Source organism: Mycobacteriales bacterium (assembly GCA_035690485.1).
Lineage (GTDB): Bacteria > Actinomycetota > Actinomycetes > JAFAQI01 > DASSKL01 > DASSKL01.
The window spans coordinates 55,984-70,947 of sequence record DASSKL010000066.1; the positions used below are offsets into that span (position 1 = coordinate 55,984).

17 protein-coding genes are annotated in these 14,964 nt (G+C 70.6%); 6 read left to right on the forward strand and 11 right to left on the reverse strand.

Annotation, left to right across the window (positions count from 1 at the left end; genetic code table 11):
- Positions 1-55: 55 nt before the first annotated feature.
- Positions 56-442, reverse strand: a complete 387-nt coding sequence (locus VFJ21_09070) for a hypothetical protein (protein ID HET7407265.1) — start codon at positions 440-442, stop codon at positions 56-58.
- A gap of 6 nt (positions 443-448) precedes the next feature.
- Positions 449-943, reverse strand: a complete 495-nt coding sequence (locus VFJ21_09075; protein ID HET7407266.1) for a pyridoxamine 5'-phosphate oxidase family protein — start codon at positions 941-943, stop codon at positions 449-451.
- An 82-nt stretch (positions 944-1,025) separates the two neighbouring features.
- Between VFJ21_09075 and VFJ21_09080 the strand changes: the two genes are divergently transcribed.
- Both VFJ21_09080 and VFJ21_09085 read left to right on the forward strand, forming a co-directional pair.
- On the forward strand, positions 1,026-1,766 hold the full coding sequence (locus VFJ21_09080) for an enoyl-CoA hydratase/isomerase family protein (protein HET7407267.1): 741 nt from the start codon (positions 1,026-1,028) through the stop codon (positions 1,764-1,766).
- A 40-nt stretch (positions 1,767-1,806) separates the two neighbouring features.
- Entirely contained in the window at positions 1,807-2,460 is a 654-nt protein-coding gene (locus VFJ21_09085; GenBank protein HET7407268.1) for an HAD family phosphatase, read from the forward strand.
- On the opposite strand, the gene VFJ21_09090 is transcribed toward VFJ21_09085, so the two are convergent.
- The gene (locus VFJ21_09090) at positions 2,435-2,887 is read right to left on the reverse strand and encodes a zf-HC2 domain-containing protein (protein ID HET7407269.1); all 453 of its coding nucleotides are present in this window, start codon (positions 2,885-2,887) and stop codon (positions 2,435-2,437) included. The two genes, VFJ21_09085 and VFJ21_09090, sit on opposite strands and share 26 nt — an antisense overlap.
- On the reverse strand, positions 2,884-3,459 hold the full coding sequence (locus VFJ21_09095) for an RNA polymerase sigma factor (GenBank protein HET7407270.1): 576 nt from the start codon (positions 3,457-3,459) through the stop codon (positions 2,884-2,886). The genes VFJ21_09090 and VFJ21_09095 overlap by 4 nt, the downstream gene beginning before the upstream one ends.
- A 116-nt stretch (positions 3,460-3,575) precedes the next feature.
- Between VFJ21_09095 and VFJ21_09100 the strand changes: the two genes are divergently transcribed.
- Positions 3,576-3,848, forward strand: a complete 273-nt coding sequence (locus VFJ21_09100) for a hypothetical protein (protein HET7407271.1) — start codon at positions 3,576-3,578, stop codon at positions 3,846-3,848.
- A 78-nt stretch (positions 3,849-3,926) separates the two neighbouring features.
- Here the strand turns inward: VFJ21_09100 and VFJ21_09105 are convergent, their stop codons facing one another.
- The 4 genes from VFJ21_09105 to VFJ21_09120 are packed head-to-tail and all read right to left on the reverse strand — an operon-like array spanning position 3,927 to position 8,126.
- Positions 3,927-4,397 (reverse strand): hypothetical protein, encoded by a 471-nt coding sequence (locus tag VFJ21_09105; GenBank protein HET7407272.1) that lies wholly within the window; start codon positions 4,395-4,397, stop codon positions 3,927-3,929.
- Positions 4,398-4,407: 10 nt separating this feature from the next.
- A complete protein-coding gene (locus VFJ21_09110) occupies positions 4,408-4,845 on the reverse strand; it encodes an OsmC family peroxiredoxin (protein ID HET7407273.1) in 438 nt (145 codons plus the stop codon).
- 26 nt (positions 4,846-4,871) lie between these two features.
- Positions 4,872-7,658, reverse strand: a complete 2,787-nt coding sequence (locus VFJ21_09115) for an aconitate hydratase (protein HET7407274.1) — start codon at positions 7,656-7,658, stop codon at positions 4,872-4,874.
- A 21-nt stretch (positions 7,659-7,679) separates the two neighbouring features.
- Entirely contained in the window at positions 7,680-8,126 is a 447-nt protein-coding gene (locus tag VFJ21_09120) for a hemerythrin domain-containing protein (GenBank protein ID HET7407275.1), read from the reverse strand.
- A 266-nt stretch (positions 8,127-8,392) separates the two neighbouring features.
- On the opposite strand from VFJ21_09120, the gene VFJ21_09125 reads away from it, so the two are divergent.
- Positions 8,393-8,971 carry a hypothetical protein gene (locus VFJ21_09125; GenBank protein ID HET7407276.1) on the forward strand — a complete coding sequence of 193 codons (579 nt, stop codon included), beginning with the start codon at positions 8,393-8,395 and terminating at the stop codon, positions 8,969-8,971.
- Between the two features lie 154 nt (positions 8,972-9,125).
- Positions 9,126-10,208: a tellurite resistance/C4-dicarboxylate transporter family protein gene (locus tag VFJ21_09130; protein HET7407277.1), complete on the forward strand. Its 1,083-nt coding sequence runs from the start codon at positions 9,126-9,128 to the stop codon at positions 10,206-10,208.
- Between the two features lie 42 nt (positions 10,209-10,250).
- Here VFJ21_09130 and VFJ21_09135 read toward each other — a convergent pair whose 3' ends face one another.
- A complete protein-coding gene (locus VFJ21_09135) occupies positions 10,251-10,703 on the reverse strand; it encodes a carboxymuconolactone decarboxylase family protein (protein ID HET7407278.1) in 453 nt (150 codons plus the stop codon).
- A 64-nt stretch (positions 10,704-10,767) separates the two neighbouring features.
- Positions 10,768-11,115 carry a ferredoxin gene (gene fdxA / locus VFJ21_09140; GenBank protein ID HET7407279.1) on the reverse strand — a complete coding sequence of 116 codons (348 nt, stop codon included), beginning with the start codon at positions 11,113-11,115 and terminating at the stop codon, positions 10,768-10,770.
- Between the two features lie 225 nt (positions 11,116-11,340).
- Here fdxA and VFJ21_09145 point away from each other — a divergent pair, with 225 nt between their 5' ends.
- A complete protein-coding gene (locus VFJ21_09145; GenBank protein ID HET7407280.1) occupies positions 11,341-13,374 on the forward strand; it encodes a SpoIIE family protein phosphatase in 2,034 nt (677 codons plus the stop codon).
- On the opposite strand, the gene VFJ21_09150 is transcribed toward VFJ21_09145, so the two are convergent.
- Positions 13,375-14,769 carry an ATPase domain-containing protein gene (locus VFJ21_09150; protein HET7407281.1) on the reverse strand — a complete coding sequence of 465 codons (1,395 nt, stop codon included), beginning with the start codon at positions 14,767-14,769 and terminating at the stop codon, positions 13,375-13,377. It abuts the gene before it with no gap.
- Positions 14,770-14,964: the final 195 nt, after the last annotated feature.

A 14,964-nucleotide genomic window follows, 5' to 3' on the forward strand; every position in this document is an offset into this window, starting at 1 on the left:
CTTCACGCGCTCCTCCTGTGACGCGACGGTGCGGGCACTGTACGACGGGACGTGGTCAGCGCCGCGACCACAGCTTGCGGCTGTAGAGCGTGAGGTTGTGGAAGATCCACGAGTTGACCAGCACGGCGAGCGGGCGCTCGCCGGACTCGTCGACGGCGACCTCGACGTCGTAGTCGCCGATCTTCCCGGCGCGGATGCCGTCGCCGGTCGTCGGTCCCACCAGGGCGATCTCGGCCGCGATCGCCGGTGTCACCAGCAGCGCCAGAGGCTGCACGATGCCTTCGGGTGTCACCGCGCTGACGCAGGCGATCTCCGCGTCGCTACCGAGCACTCCGCGCATGACCGCCATCAGCCGGCCGGGTTGGCGCAGCCGCTCGCGCAGCTTCGGCCAGAGCTCTCGCTCGGTCTCGTCGAGCCCCAGAGCGGAGTGCGCGCCACACATGGCTCGTCAGCGGCCGAGCTGTTCCAGTGAAGCGGCGCCCTTGCGGTGGTCCCAGGAGACGACCTTCTCGACCTGGACGCGGACGGTGACGCGCTGGTGGGCCAGCTTGCGGATGTGCGCCAGCGCCTCCTCCGGCAGTGGCACCGGGCTGTAGCGGGTGAACAGCGTGCACCCTGCGGCGACCGAGCTCTCGTAGCCGTCGTCGACGTCGGCGTAGCCGCGCAGCAGCACGGCGCGGAACTCCTCCACGCTGTTGCCGCGCTCGACGAGCACGCTGATCCGCGCGTCGCGACGCAGGTTCGCCACCTTCTGCGACTCACCGTCGGTCCAGAAGGACACCTGCCCGTCGAGGAGCATGTAGCTGAGCGGCACGACGTGCGGCCAGCCGTCGGCCCCGCAGGTCGCCACCTGGGCGCGACGGCCCTCGCCGAGGAACGCCGTCACCTCGTCGTCGGACATCGCCAGGGACTGGCGTACGGACGGCTGCGCGGTCTCGGTCACCAGGCGATGCTGTCGGACGCCCGCGCTCGAGGCAACAACCGTCTGGGATGCTGGCGGCCGTTGCACCGACGGGAGGCGTTCCGTGACCGGCACTGAAGCGCTCGTGCTCCGTGAGGATGCCGACGGCGTCGCGACCCTCACGCTCAACCGGCCCGACAAGCTCAACGCCTTGACCCCGGCCCTGTTCGTCGAGCTGCGTGCGCAGATCGACGCGCTGGCTGCGCAGGCGAGCAGCGTCGGCTGCGTGGTGCTGACCGGTGCCGGTCGCGCGTTCTGCGCCGGCAACGACCTCGCCGCGATCGCCGCCCGCGAGCAGGCGCCGACACCGCACTACCAGGCGGAGACGATCGACGCACTCGAGTCGCTGCCCCAGCCGGTGATCGCGAAGGTGCGCGGCTACTGCTTCACCGGTGGCCTGGAGCTCGCCCTCGGCTGCGATCTCGTGGTCGCCGCCGAGTCGGCGGTCTTCGGTGACACGCACGGCAAGTGGGGACTGGTGCCCGTGTGGGGCATGTCGGTGCGGCTGCCCGAGCGCGTGGGCCGCGCGACCGCGAAGGACCTGATGTTCACCGGCCGGCGGGTCGACGGGGTCGAGGCACTGCGGATCGGCCTCGCCGACCGTTGCGTGCCCGACGGCGGGCTCGACGCCGCTGTCGCCGGGCTCGCCGCCGAGATCGTCGGCAACAGCTGGGGCACCAGCCGGATCGACAAGCAGCTGCTGGCCGCGAGCGCGCGGATGGAGCGGCGGGAGGCGCTGCTGCACGAGCGCAGCGCGCCCTTCGGGCTGCCCGACGACATGGCCGAGCGGATGGCCGCCCGTTGACAACGCCCGACGGGTCGCTGCACCTGGTAGACAGGCGCGCGTGACCATCCACGCGGTCGTCTTCGACTACGGCGGCACCCTCACCGAGCCCTACCGCACGGCCTTCCGCCCGGAGTACTACGAGGAGCGCGGGCTCGACATGCTCGCGCTGCGCGAGGTGCTCGCACCCCTGCTCGGTCACGACGGCGACGCGGCCGACGTCCTCGCCCATCGGTGCGAGCGCGGCGAGGTGGAGCTGTCGGAGATGGTCGCCGCGCTCGAGGCCCGGGTGCCCGGCGCGGGAGCGCTGTTCGACCCGAAGGACTCGCCGTTCTCCGTGCTGGAGCTGAATCCCGACATGGTCGCCCTGGCCGGCGACGTACGCCGTGCCGGGCTGAAGGTCGGTGTGCTGTCCAACATCTTCCAGGGCATGGACGGCGGCTACCAGCTGGACCCGGACGAGTGGGACGCGATCGTGCTCTCGTGCCGGGTCGGCATGCGCAAGCCCAACCCGGCCGTCTACCGCCACGTGTGCGAGCTCATCGGCGTGGCGCCGCGCGAGGTGCTCTACCTCGACGACTTCGAGGCGATGTGCGCCGGCGCCTCCGCCGTCGGCATGACCGCGATCCGGGTCCGCGACCACAAGGCCGCGGTCGCCGAGGCGCGCGGGCTGCTGGGGCTCCCTGCGACTACGGCCGGCGGATCGCTGCGCTGATCCGGCGGGCGGCCTGCCAGCCGGCCCAGCCCACCCCGGTCCCGGCCAGCGCGGCCCCGGTCAGCAGGACTGCCGACAGCACCGGCCGGGCCCCGCTGACCGCCCCGCGCACGGGCACGGCCGCGCGTTCGCGCCAGCCGCGCCGCTCGACCTGGGCCAGCAGCGTGTCGAGCAGCTCGGGGGGCGGGCCGTCGTCGGGTGCGGGGGCGAACGCCGACTGCATCCGCCGGTGCAGGTCGAGAGACGCCTGGCACGACGTACATCTCTTCAGGTGCTGATGTACGGCGCGCCGGCGCAGGCCTCCCAGCCGGCCGTCGGCGTACGCCGGCAGGGTGGCCTGCACCTCGCGGCAGATGCGGGGCACGTCGTTGCCCGCTCCCGCGGCGCCGGTGTCGGCGACCGTCTCTCCGCGCCGTCGCCACCTCATGTCTGTCCCTCCAGCTCGTGCCGCAGCTGCTCGTGGGCCCGGAAGAGCCGCACCTTGACCGCCGACTCCGTGATGCCCAGGAACGTCGCCACTTCCTTGGTGGACAGGCCCTCCACGTCGCGCAGGACGACGACCGACCGCAGGGTCGGCGAGAGCCGGTTGAGCGCCTTCGACAGCTCGGCCCGGTCGTGTGCGGACTCCGCGAGCTCCACCGGGCCGACGGAGGAGTCGGCCAGCTCCGCGGCCCGCTCGTCCCCGGGGACCGCGAACGCCTCCGCCCCGGCGATCCCGCCGCGTTCACGCCCCTTGCCGCGCCGCTCCAGCAGGTCGAGGCAGACGTTGACGGTCACGCGGTGCAGCCAGGTCGCGAAGGCCGCGTCGCCGCGGAAGGCGACCATCGCCCGCATCACCTTGACGAACACCTCCTGCGTCGCGTCGGCCGCGTCGTTCTCGTCACCGACGAGCCGTCGGGCCAGCCGGTAGACGTCGGCGTACGTCGCCCGGATCAGCGCGTCGAGCGCGCCCGGCTCTCCACGCTGGCAGGCACGCACCAGCTCGCTGTCGACGTGCACCGAGTTGGACCTCCCAGCCGAGGTGTCGGTTACCTGTGTAACCGATTCGGCGGCCGCACCGTCGAATCTGTCGAGCGGCACAAGGGTTGCCGCCGACATCGGCTCAGGAGGCCGTGATGGACATCGCCGTACTGTTCGGGTTCGCGCTTGCGATGGGCGTGCTCATGCAGGTCGTCCGTGAGGTCGTGCCCGTGCACATCCCCACGGCGCTCACGCACACCACCGCCGTCGCCCTCGCGATCGGGCTGAGCTACGGGCTGGACTACTCGCTGTTCGACGGCGCCCGCCAGGGGTGGCTGCAGTGGGTCACCACCGGCCTCGTGCTCGTCGGGCTCGGGGAGTTCCTGCGGCACGCGCTGGAGACCGTCGCGGGGCGGCGTACCGCCTGACGTCTTCTGCTGCGACGCGCGGCCGGCGCGGCACTTCGGTGCCCGACCGGCCGCGCGTTTGTCCGCCCGCGAGGTTTGTCAGGTAGCGAGCGTCACGCCGAGAGCCAGCAGGGCCAGGCTGAGCAGCGCGATCAGGCCTCGCAGCGCCCCGGCGCGAGCAGCGCCGGCGCCGACTCGGGCCGCGAAGCCGGCGTCGCCCGCGGACTCCAGCGATCGGCGGCGCAGCCGGGTCATGCGTCGCGCCTGGGCCATGCCGATCGCTAGCGTTGCGGCCAAAGCGGCCGCGACCACCACGGTGGCGATGATCGTGCCGCTCCAGGAGCGGCCGTAGAGCAGCGTCGCACCCGTGGCATAGGCCAGTGCGAGCGCCGCGGTGCCGACGATGCCGTAGGTGCGGCCGAGGCCGCGGAAGAAGTCGACTCGCGCCGCGGGGTCCAGGGTGCGCGTGGCCACGCGAGCGACGAGGGCGATGGCGAACAGCCCGCCGACCCAGATGCAGGTCGCGAAGATCAGCGCACCCGTGAGGGCGGCCGTGGAGGTGCCGGACATCGCCGCGGACCTACTCCAGCGCCGCGTCCACGGTGATCTTCGCGCCGGCGAACAGGCGCGAGATCGGGCACAGCGCCTTCGCGTCATCGACGGCGGCGTCGAAGCCGCCCGCGTCCAGGCCGGGCACCTTCGCTCTGACGACGAGCGCGGAGGACACGACGGTCGGTTTGCCGTCGACCTCGTCGAGCGTCACGGTCGAGGTGACCACCAGCTGCTCGGGCTCCGCCTTGCGTTCGCCGAGGCACAGGCTCAGGGCCATCGCGAAGCAGGACGAGTGGGCGGCGGCGGCGAGCTCCTCGGGGCTGGTCTTGCCACCGGGCGCTTCGGTGCGCGCGGCCCAGGTGACCGGCAGCGGCTCGAACGCACCGCTGTCGGGCCGGATGCTGCCGTTGCCGCGGGCGAGGCTGCCCGTCCAGGTCGTGGTGGCGCTGCGATCGGCGATCGGCATGCGGTGTTCCTCCTCGGAGTCGTGGGTCAGGACGTGAGCAGCTGGCGCAGGACGTACTGCAAGATCCCGCCGTGCCGGTAGTACTCGGCCTCGGCGGGAGTGTCGATCCGCACGTCGGCGGTGAACTCCCGGGACTCGCCGGACCCCTCGACCCGCACGGTCACGGTCGTGGGAACGGTGTCGCTGTCGCGCAGGCCGACGACGGAGTAGGTCTCCTCGCCGGTCAGCCCGAGGCTCTGCGGGGAGTCGCCGGCCCGGAACTGCAGCGGCAGCACGCCCATGCCGATGAGGTTGGACCGGTGGATGCGCTCGTAGGAGGTCGCGAGAACCGCGCGTGCGCCGAGCAGCAGGGTGCCCTTGGCGGCCCAGTCCCGCGACGAGCCGGAGCCGTACTCCGCGCCGGCGATGATCAGTAGCGGCACGCCGTCGGACGCGTAGCGCTGCGCCGCGTCGTAGATGCTCATCTGCTCGCCGTCGGGCAGGTGGCGGGTGACGCCACCCTCGGTCCCGGGCGCGAGCTGGTTGCGCAGCCGGATGTTGGCGAACGTGCCGCGGATCATCACCTCGTGGTTACCGCGGCGCGAGCCGTAGGAGTTGAAGTCTCTGCGCTGGACGCCGTGCTCGACGAGGTAGCGGCCGGCCGGCGAGTCGGCCTTGATGGAGCCGGCGGGGGAGATGTGGTCGGTCGTGACCGAGTCGCCGAGCAGCGCGAGCACGCGGGCTCCGGTGATGTCCTGCAGCGGGTCGGGATCGGTGCGCATGCCGTCGAAGTACGGCGGCTGGCGGACGTAGGTCGACTCGTTCTGCCAGGCGAATCGCTCGCCCGTCGGCACGTCGAGGCCGCGCCAGTTGTCGTCACCGGTGAAGACGTCGGCATAGCCCTTGGTGAACATCTCGGCGCGCAGGTGCTGGTCGATCACCTGCTGCACCTCCGCCGCCGTGGGCCAGATGTCGCGCAGGTAGACCGGCTGCCCGTCGCTGCCCGTGCCGAGCGGCTCGCCCAGCAGGTCTGCGTGCAGCGATCCGGCGAGCGCGTAGGCGATGACCAGCAGCGGGGACGCCAGGAAGTTCATCTTGCACTCGGGGTGGATCCGGCCTTCGAAGTTGCGGTTGCCCGACAGCACCGAGCACACGGTCAGGTCGTGGTCGGTGACCGCCTGGCTGACCTGCGGGATGAGCGGTCCGGAGTTGCCGATGCAGGTCGTGCACCCGTAGCCGACGAGGTTGAACCCGAGCTTGTCGAGGTACGGCGTCAGCCCGGCCGCGTCGTAGTAGTCGGTGACCACGCGCGAGCCCGGGGCGAGCGAGGTCTTGACCCACGGCTTCGGCGCCAGGCCGCGCTCGACGGCGTTCTTCGCCAGCAGCCCCGCGCCGACCATCACCGACGGGTTCGAGGTGTTGGTGCACGACGTGATGGCGGCGATGACGACGTGGCCGTGGTCGACCGTCGTCGTGGTTCCGTCGTCGAGCGTGATCTCGACGGGCTCGGAGGGCCAGTCGTCGGGCTGGGCCAAGCCGTCCCTGTCGGTCGGCTGGTCGCCGGCGTGGTCGCGGCTGACCGCGACCGGGTCGCTGGCGGGGAACGACTCCGCCGACGACTCGTCGAGCCCGACCGGCGGTGAGTCGATGCTGCGGCCGGCCAGCAGGGCGCGCACCGCGTGCCGGGCGCGGGACAGCGGGATTCGGTCCTGCGGGCGTTTCGGGCCGGCGATCGAGGGTTCGACCGTGGAAAGCTCCAGCTCGAGGGTCTGGCTGTAGGTGGGCTCGTGCGCCGGGTCGTGCCACAGACCCTGCTCCTTGGCGTAGGCCTCCACCAGCCGGATCTGACGCTCCGGCCGGCCGGTCAGCCGCAGGTAGTCCAGCGTGACCCGGTCGATCGGGAAGATCGACGCGGTGGAGCCGTACTCCGGGCTCATGTTGCCGAGCGTCGCCCGGTTGGCCAGCGGCACGTTGGCCACACCCGGCCCGTAGAACTCGACGAACTTGCCGACCACGCCGGTCCGGCGCAACAGCTCCGCCACGGTCAGCACCAGGTCGGTCGCGGTCGTGCCCTCCCGGAACTCCCCGGTCAGCTTCAGCCCGACCACCGGCGGGATCAGCATGCTCATTGGCTGGCCGAGCATCGCCGCTTCGGCCTCGATGCCGCCCACGCCCCAGCCGAGCACGCCGAGACCGTTGACCATCGGCGTGTGCGAGTCGGTGCCGACCAGGCTGTCCGGGTAGGCGAGCCCGTCGTCGTCGAACACGACCCGCGACAGGTACTCCAGGTTGACCTGGTGGCAGATGCCGGTGTCCGGCGGCACGACACGGAAGTTGTCGAACGCCTGCTGCGCCCAGCGCAGCAGCTGGTAGCGCTCCTTGTTGCGGTCGAACTCCAGGTCGGCATTGACCCGGAAGGCGTCCGGCCGGCCGAACACGTCGGCGATGACCGAGTGGTCGATGACGAGCTCTGCCGGGATGAGCGGGTTGATCTTGCGCGGATCGCCGCCCAGGGCGGTCATGGCGTCGCGCATCGCCACCAGGTCGACGACGCACGGGACGCCGGTGAAGTCCTGCAGGAGCACCCGAGCCGGGCTGAACTGGATCTCGCTGCCGTGCTCCGCCGAGGGGTCCCAGGCGGCCAGCGCCTGCACCTGCTCGGCGGTCACAAGCCGGCCGTCCTCGTGACGGAGCAGGTTCTCCAGCAGCACCTTCAGTCCGTAGGGCAGCCGGCCGACGCCGTCGATCCGATCCAGCCTGAACACGTCGTACGACGCATCGCCCACGATGATCCGGTCGCGTGCCCCGAAGCTGTTTGTCACGCTCTGTGCCATCGTCGGCCTCCTCGCGTCAGATCAGCGCCGCAGCCCTTGGCATACCCAGCCCTCCGGCGGTTCCTCGGAGGCGATGAAGGCACGGACCTGCGATGCCCTTGACGGCGTCAGCACGGCGTCGGCCTGCGGGTAGAGGATCGTCTCCTCCTTGGGATTGTGCCGCTGCAGCAGCTCGAACAGTTCGGCGCGGGTAGCCCGCAGCGCATCCGGGTCGACGGTGTCGGCACCGAGCAGTCCCTCGAGCGAGTCCAGCAGTTGCCACATCTGCGCGTGCTCGCGCACCATGACGAGGATCGGCCCCACCAGCCCCGCGTCGCGCAGCGGGGGGAACAGCAGCTCCTCCTCGGCGTAGATGTGCCGGCGGAGCGCCCCGAGTGCAACGGTGAGGCCGTCCAGGTCTGCGCCGTCTGCGCCATCGAGCCCGACCCTGATGCCGTCGTCGATGTCACGGTGGTCGTGCGCGAGCAAGCTGTCCAACGATCCCGTCAGGATTTCCTCGTGCGCCTGAGGCATGGTGGTTTCGAACCTTCCGTCGCGGCGCCGGCGACCGACGTGCTCCGGGGCAGGCCGGCGCCTTGTTGTCCCTATACACATTGTCACTTCTGAGCGACCCCAGGCAAGAGGAGGACCGCCGCTGAAGTGCAACAGAGCGGAGTCTCTCCCGCCTCGCAGCCTCTTGCGACGAGGTGGAAGGTCCCGTAGAACTAAGAAGATTAGTTTCTAAGGAGAGCGCGATGTCCACTCCGACGACCGGCGTCACCTCAGGGACCCTGGAGCAGCTGCAGACGTCGTACACCGCCGCCCGGCGCCGTCTCGACACGGCCCAGCACCGGATGCGCGCGACCATCGCCCGGCCGCACGCGCCGTTGGAGGCGCGGCGGGCCGGTCGCGACCTGACCGTGGCACTGCGCGAGGCCAGCACTCTCGCCAACCGCGCGCTGCAGCTCAGCATGGCGACCACCCCGGCTGCGCCACGGCGAGGGCTCCTCCGGCGCAAGGCCACCCGCAGCCTCCCGGCGGACGTCCAGGTCTGGTCGACCGAGCTGGTGCGGCTCGCGCAGGTCGGCGCGTGGCTGAGCACGGCCATCGCCGATGATCCCAGTCTGCTCGTCCCCACCGTCGTACGCGTCGGCAGCCGCGCGGCGACCGGCCCGCACATCGCCGGAATGGTCGCGGAGCCGAAGAGCCTGGTCGCCGCGACCCTGCACCAGCCCCGGATCGGCGTGGACCTCAGGCGCGTCGTGGACGGCATCGAGGGCCCGCGTGCCCTGCCGGGGGGCGAGACCTCCGGCGCCCCTGACCCGGCCGCGTGAGCCGTTTCCGCCGTCCTGGCTAGGGTCGAGCCGACAGATCGCCGGTCGCGCGAGCCTGCCCGCGCGCCCGGCCGTCGACGGCGGGCCTGCGCCCGGGTGACGGGACGGAGAGGATCGTGCTCATGCCCCCCGCGCGACCCGGGCCGAGCTCGACGTGAGGGACAACTCGACCGAGCCCGCGAGGCGCGCGGTCAAGGCCGCCGTTGCCACGCTCGACCCCGGCTACTTCGCGCTGGTGATGGGCACCGGCATCGTCTCGACGGGGATGCGCAACCACGGGCTGATCGCGTTCTCGGATGCGTTGCTGTGGCTGACGGCGTTCAGCTATCTGGTACTGGTCGCGCTGACGATCGGCCGGGCGGTGTTGTTCCCGCGCGAGCTGCGGTCGGACTTCGACGACCCGGCGCGGGGCTTCCGCTTCTTCACCTTCGTCGCGGGCACGAGCGTGCTGGGCAACCGGTTGGCGCTGGACGGGCACCGGCACACGGCTCTGGCGCTGCTGGCCGTCGCCTGGGTGGCCTGGATCCTGCTCGGCTACATCGTCCCGTGGACCGCCGTCCTGGGCCGTGAGGACCGACCCGTCGTCGCCAGCGCGAACGGCACGTGGTTCATCTGGGTGGTCGCGAGCCAGTCTCTCGCCGTGCTCGCCGCCGCGCTCGAGCCGACGGTCGTGACCGGCCGCCGCGAACTGGCCCTGCTCGCGGTCTTCTCCTGGTCGGTGGGCGTCTTCCTCTATGCCGCGGCCGGCATCTTCGTCGCCGCCCGGATGATGCTCTACCCGTTGCGCCCGATCGACCTGACGCCGCCGTACTGGGTGGCGATGGGCGCCACCGCGATCACCGTGCTCGCCGGCGCGCGCATCGTGCAGATGGCCGACGCGCCGATGGTGAACGTGACCCGCGGGCTCATCGCGGGGGCATCGGTCGCCTTCTGGGCGTTCGGCACCTGGCTGATCCCCGTGCTGGTGGCGGCCGGGTGGTGGCGGCACGTGACGCACCGCATCCCGCTGCGTTACCAGGCCACGCTGTGGAGCATCGTCTTCCCGCTGGGCATGTACGGCGTCGCCGGCCACTACCTCGGCTCGGCCGACCGCCTGCCCATCGTCCGCGTCATCGGTGAGAACGAGACCTGGTTCGCGCTGGCCGTGTGGGCGTTGACGTTCGCCGCGATGGCCGTGCACCTGGTCCGCACGGTGGTCCTGCCCACCTGGGCGCGGCCGGTCGCGCCGGCTCGCTGAGGTTCGTCGGCGGTTGCCGGCCCGGCGGCCGGGTTGCCGGCGTCAGGAGATCTCGGGCAGATCCTGGTGGGTGCTCACCGCGAGCCGGTTCCAGACGTTGATGACCGACACGGCCATCAGCAGGTGCACCATGCCGGCGTCGTCGAACTGCTTGTGAGCGTCGTCCCACACGTCGTCGGGGACGCCGCCGTGCCCGATCAGGGTGACGGACTCGGTGAATGCCAGGGCGGCGCGCTCCCGCTCGCTGAACAGGTCGGGCGCCTCGCGCCAGGCGGACAGGATGTCGAGGCGACGCTGGTCCTCACCGCCCGCTCGGGCGTCGCGATTGTGCATGTCGAGGCAGTAGGCACAGCCGTTGAGCTGTGAAGCCCGAATCTTGATCAGCTCGTAGAGCGGCTTCTCCAGGCCGCTGTTGCGCACGTAGCGCTCCATCGCGAGCACCGACTGGTAGGCGGCCGGGTCGATGTCGTGCATGGACAACCGCTGGTGGCTCATGCTGAGCATCCTCTCTGCTCCGACGATCCCCCCCGAGCGTCAGTAGAAACTAGAGGTGTTACGACTACTGCTCGCCCTGCGGTGGCAGCCCGCCGACGTGCGGCGTGTCGACGCCGAGCGCTCCCAGCTTGGCAGCGCCGCCCGGCGAGCCCAGCGGCGCGTCCCGGCCGGGGAGCGTCTCGGCGAAGAACCGGGCGTTGTCCTCGGTGTAGATCGACCACTTCGCCGGCAGGTCGTCCTCGTAGTAGATCGCCTCGACCGGGCAGACTGGCTCGCATGCGCCGCAGTCGACGCACTCGTCCGGGTGGATGTAGAGCGCGCGCTCACCCTCGTAGATGCAGTCGACCGGGCACTCCTCCACACAGGCGCGGTCGAGTACGTCGACGCAGGGTTCGGCGATCACGTAGGTCACGGCGAAGTCCTCTCACGAGCGAGCGGCCCGGTCTGCGGGGCGAGACGCGACGGGGTCGGGGTATCTCGAGAACATTGTTACAGCAGGTGTTGGTAAAAACAAGAGGCCCGATGACCGACGCGGCAATGGGACGGAGGCTGTTCGCTGAGCGCGCCGGCGGCGTTACGGTGAGGATCAGCGGCGCGAACACCCGGTTGGTGCCCTGAGTCACCACCATGGGTGCCGATGTTCGATCTGATCCGGTTCGGTCTCACCGACACCTTCGAGCTCAGCGCCGTACTGCCCGAGGTTACGGCCGGCGCGCCGAGTCTGGAAGACGCTGCGGCGCGGGTCGTTCGCTTCTTCTACGACAACGTCCTGGACAAGGAGACCGGAGAGCGCTCGCTGGCCGTTGTCCGCTGTTTCCTGGCGCGGCCCTTCGAGCGACTTCCGGCCACCTTGCAGGATCTCGCCGTGACGGCCTCGCCGGCGTCCACACCACACCCCCGGCAGCTCTGCCTGACGCTGCTGGCGGCGGCCGGCGACGAGCAGGCGGCGCACGACGACCGAATGACGCGGGAGCGCACCACGATCGTGCTGCCGAGCGCGGCGGCAGACGCGTTCACGCCGATGGTGGCCGAGGTCGCCCAACGGCTTCATCGCGGTGAGGCCGAGGGGGGAGTGCTGCGCCGGGTGGCGCCGAGCTACGCCGTCGGCCTCGTGTCGGACGCGCGGGACGACAGGGTGCTGTCCGGCTGGTCTGGCGTGGTCGTCGCCTATGGCATCCGCAGCATTCTGACGCTCACCGCGCGGTTGAGCCCGGACACGCATCTCACGGTCGCGCTCGACTCGAAGGTGGCGATCCCGGAACGTACGGCGGATGCCTTCGCGGCCGTCGGCATCGGGTTGAAGTTGGCGATGCTGCCGCACGTGGGCACGGGTGCTCTCGCAGGCGATCGGGGTCGTCCGCAGCCCGGTTCGGCCGGCGAAGAGGCGATGCTTCGAGTGCAGAACGAGACGTTGCACGAGTTGCTTCGCGTGCGCCACGAGGTGGCTCTCGACCAGTCCGGCGAGTTGCAGCGTGCGCTGGAACTCGCCGAGCAGCGAGCCGCAGAGCTCGCGATTTCCCAGGCGGCGCTCGCGGGTAGTGAAGCGCGCGCGTCAGCGATTGTCGGAGCCGCGCTCGACGCCGTCGTGGTGATGGACGCCGGCGGCCGGGTGGTGGAGTGGAATCCGGCGGCCGAGGCCACGTTCGGCTACCCGCGCCACGAGGCGGTGGGCGAGCTGGTGGCCGACTTGGTGGTGCCGGATGCCCTACGGTCCAGACACACCAAAGGGCTGGAGAACTATCTCGCGACGGGCGAAGGTCCGCTGATCGGCCAGCGCGTCGAGATCACCGCGATGCACCGCGACGGCGGGCTGTTACCGGTCGAGCTGACGATCACTCCCGTTCAGGGCGGCGGCGGCGGTCCGGTGTTCACGGCGTTCATCCGTGACATCACCGAGCGGCGCGAGCGGCAGGCGGAGCTCGTCGAGAGCCGGGAGAACTTCGCCCACATTGCCCGGACCCTGCAGCGGAGTCTGCTGCCCGCCGCCCTGCCGCAGGTCGCGGGCCTCGAGCTGGGCGCGGTCTTCCACCCCTCGAGGGCCGGCAGCGACGTGGGCGGCGACTTCTACGACGTCTTTCGGCTCGGCCGCACCGACTTGATGCTCACCCTGGGCGACGTGTGCGGGAAGGGTGCCGAGGCGGCAGCGATCACCGCCATCGCCCGTCACACCGTGCGCGCCGTCGCGCCGGACCTGCGCCATCCGAGCGTGATCCTGCGGCGGTTGAACGACGCGCTGGCCGACCACGACATCGGTGAACGCTTCTTGTCCATCGTGACGGCACGGGCCGTGCCGATCGTGCGCGGCCTGCGGCTGTCCGTGTGCTGCGCCGGACACGCCCAACCGATGGTCGTGCGGGCCGGTGGTGACATCGAACGGGTAGGGGTCCCAGGCGACCTGCTTGGCCTTTTCCCGGAGGTCCGGCTGTTCGAGGAAACCGTGCAGCTGGCCCGCGGAGACACCTTCGTCGTCTTCACCGACGGCGTCACGGAAGCGATGCGGCAGTACGAGGAGTTCGGCGAGCACGGGCTCGCCCAAGCGCTACTGGAGACCCGTCACCGCTCAGCGACCGAGATCGTCAACCACGTCCTCGACGAGGTGCTCGCCTTCGGCGGGGAGCAGTCCCGAGACGACATCGCCGTCCTCGCCATCCGCGCGGTCGACGGAGGCTAGTCAGTCGACGTTCTGCTGCTCGCCGAACGTCTCTCCGACGACGATGCCTTCGTTGCTGATCGTGTACTGCCGGATCTCCGGCTCGTGCAGGCTGGCCCTGGTCTTCAACACGGTCACGGCGCGTTTCACCTGCGACTGTCCACGCAGGAACTGCAGCAGCACCACGTTGTCACTCATGTTGGAGATGCCGGTCTCTGACAGCCGGGAGAGGTGGAACAGGTCCGGCACCTCCATGGTCATGTAGACGCTGATGCCACGGTGAGAGCAGCGCTGCACGAACGAGTACACGTACTCGCGGAAGCGGACGTGGTCGGGCGAGGCGAATGAGAGGTCGCCGAGGCTGTCGACCATGAGCCGGCGCACACCCTCGCGCTCGGCCCGCTCGAGGACGTCGTGGACCCACTCGTCGATGTAGAGGTCGACCGAGGAGCGGTAGTGCAGGCTGACGTTCGGGTCGTCCAGCGACCAGCCGAACCCGGCCGCCGTTCGAGCCAGCTGCACCGGGTTCTCCTGCAGGGTCGCGATTAGCCCGCGTTCGCCGGCGCGGGCGCCGGCGAAGATGAAGCTCAGTCCCATCACGGTCTTGCCGGCCCCGGACGGCCCCGCGACGAGGGTGGAGGAGCCGGGCCAGTAGCCGGTGCCGATCATCGAGTCCAGCGCCGGGATCCCGGAGGACTGCCGGGTGTCGTCCATCGCGTAGGAGTCACTGACCGGTAGGTCGGCGAGCCGCGGGAAGACGTCGAGCCCGTTGTCTGACAACCGGTAGCCGTGCCGGCCGGAGAGGAAGTCGCTGCCGCGCAGCTTCAGCACCTGCAGCATGCGCATCTGGCGTTCGCCCGACATCGTCGAGGACAACGAGATGATGGCGTCGGCAACGGCGAACTCCGGCTCCCGGCTGAGCTCGTCCGGTCCGTATTCGCCGACCCACAGCGAGGCGGCGCCGGTGGTGCTCAGCCGCGCCGCGAAGTCGTGGAGGAACCAGCGAAAGTCCCCGGGCTCGCGGGCGAACGCGTGCACCGCCTTGAAGCTGTCGATGACGACCAGCGCCGGCTTCCGTCTTGCGATGACAGCTTCGAGCTCTTCGACGAACGCCGGCAGCCCTCTCTCGTCCAGCAGCCCGCCGAGGTCTTCGTAGAACACCCAGTTGCCGACCGCCTCCTCGCTGAAGAACTTCAGCGTCCGGCCGTAGCGGAGGATCTTCTCCATCGGCTCCGAGACCGTGGACACATACAGCGCGGGCCGTTGACGGGTGGCGTTGGCGAAGACGAACTGCTGAGCGAGCAGGGTCTTTCCGGTGCCGGGCTCGCCCATGATCAAAGTGAGGGCGTCGTCCCAGAGCCCCCCGCCCAGCACCGCATCCAGCCGTGCGTGGCCGCTCGACAGCCGCCCTGACATGACGCATCCTCTCTGCGCCCGTGAGCAGGGCAACGTACGAACGACCTGTAAGTGAGATTGCAGGTTGCCTACCACGTCATCGCTCGGAAAAACGCGGCGGCTCAACGGGAATGGATCACCTCGGCCGCGCGACGTCAAGTGGCGCCGGATGGCGCGCTCGTTGCCCGGCCGGCTTGTGCCGGTATATCAGCGCGC

Bases quoted from the DNA above. Each gene is read 5' to 3' on its own strand.
- VFJ21_09070 (HET7407265.1), bottom strand. From the start codon at position 442: ATGTGTGGCGCGCACTCCGCTCTGGGGCTCGACGAGACCGAGCGAGAG.
- VFJ21_09090 (HET7407269.1), bottom strand. From the start codon at position 2,887: ATGAGGTGGCGACGGCGCGGAGAGACGGTCGCCGACACCGGCGCCGCG.
- VFJ21_09100 (HET7407271.1), top strand. From the start codon at position 3,576: ATGGACATCGCCGTACTGTTCGGGTTCGCGCTTGCGATGGGCGTGCTC.
- VFJ21_09105 (HET7407272.1), bottom strand. From the start codon at position 4,397: ATGTCCGGCACCTCCACGGCCGCCCTCACGGGTGCGCTGATCTTCGCG.
- VFJ21_09110 (HET7407273.1), bottom strand. From the start codon at position 4,845: ATGCCGATCGCCGATCGCAGCGCCACCACGACCTGGACGGGCAGCCTC.
- VFJ21_09115 (HET7407274.1), bottom strand. From the start codon at position 7,658: ATGGCACAGAGCGTGACAAACAGCTTCGGGGCACGCGACCGGATCATC.
- VFJ21_09125 (HET7407276.1), top strand. From the start codon at position 8,393: ATGTCCACTCCGACGACCGGCGTCACCTCAGGGACCCTGGAGCAGCTG.
- VFJ21_09135 (HET7407278.1), bottom strand. From the start codon at position 10,703: ATGAGCCACCAGCGGTTGTCCATGCACGACATCGACCCGGCCGCCTAC.
- VFJ21_09145 (HET7407280.1), top strand. From the start codon at position 11,341: ATGTTCGATCTGATCCGGTTCGGTCTCACCGACACCTTCGAGCTCAGC.
- VFJ21_09150 (HET7407281.1), bottom strand. From the start codon at position 14,769: ATGTCAGGGCGGCTGTCGAGCGGCCACGCACGGCTGGATGCGGTGCTG.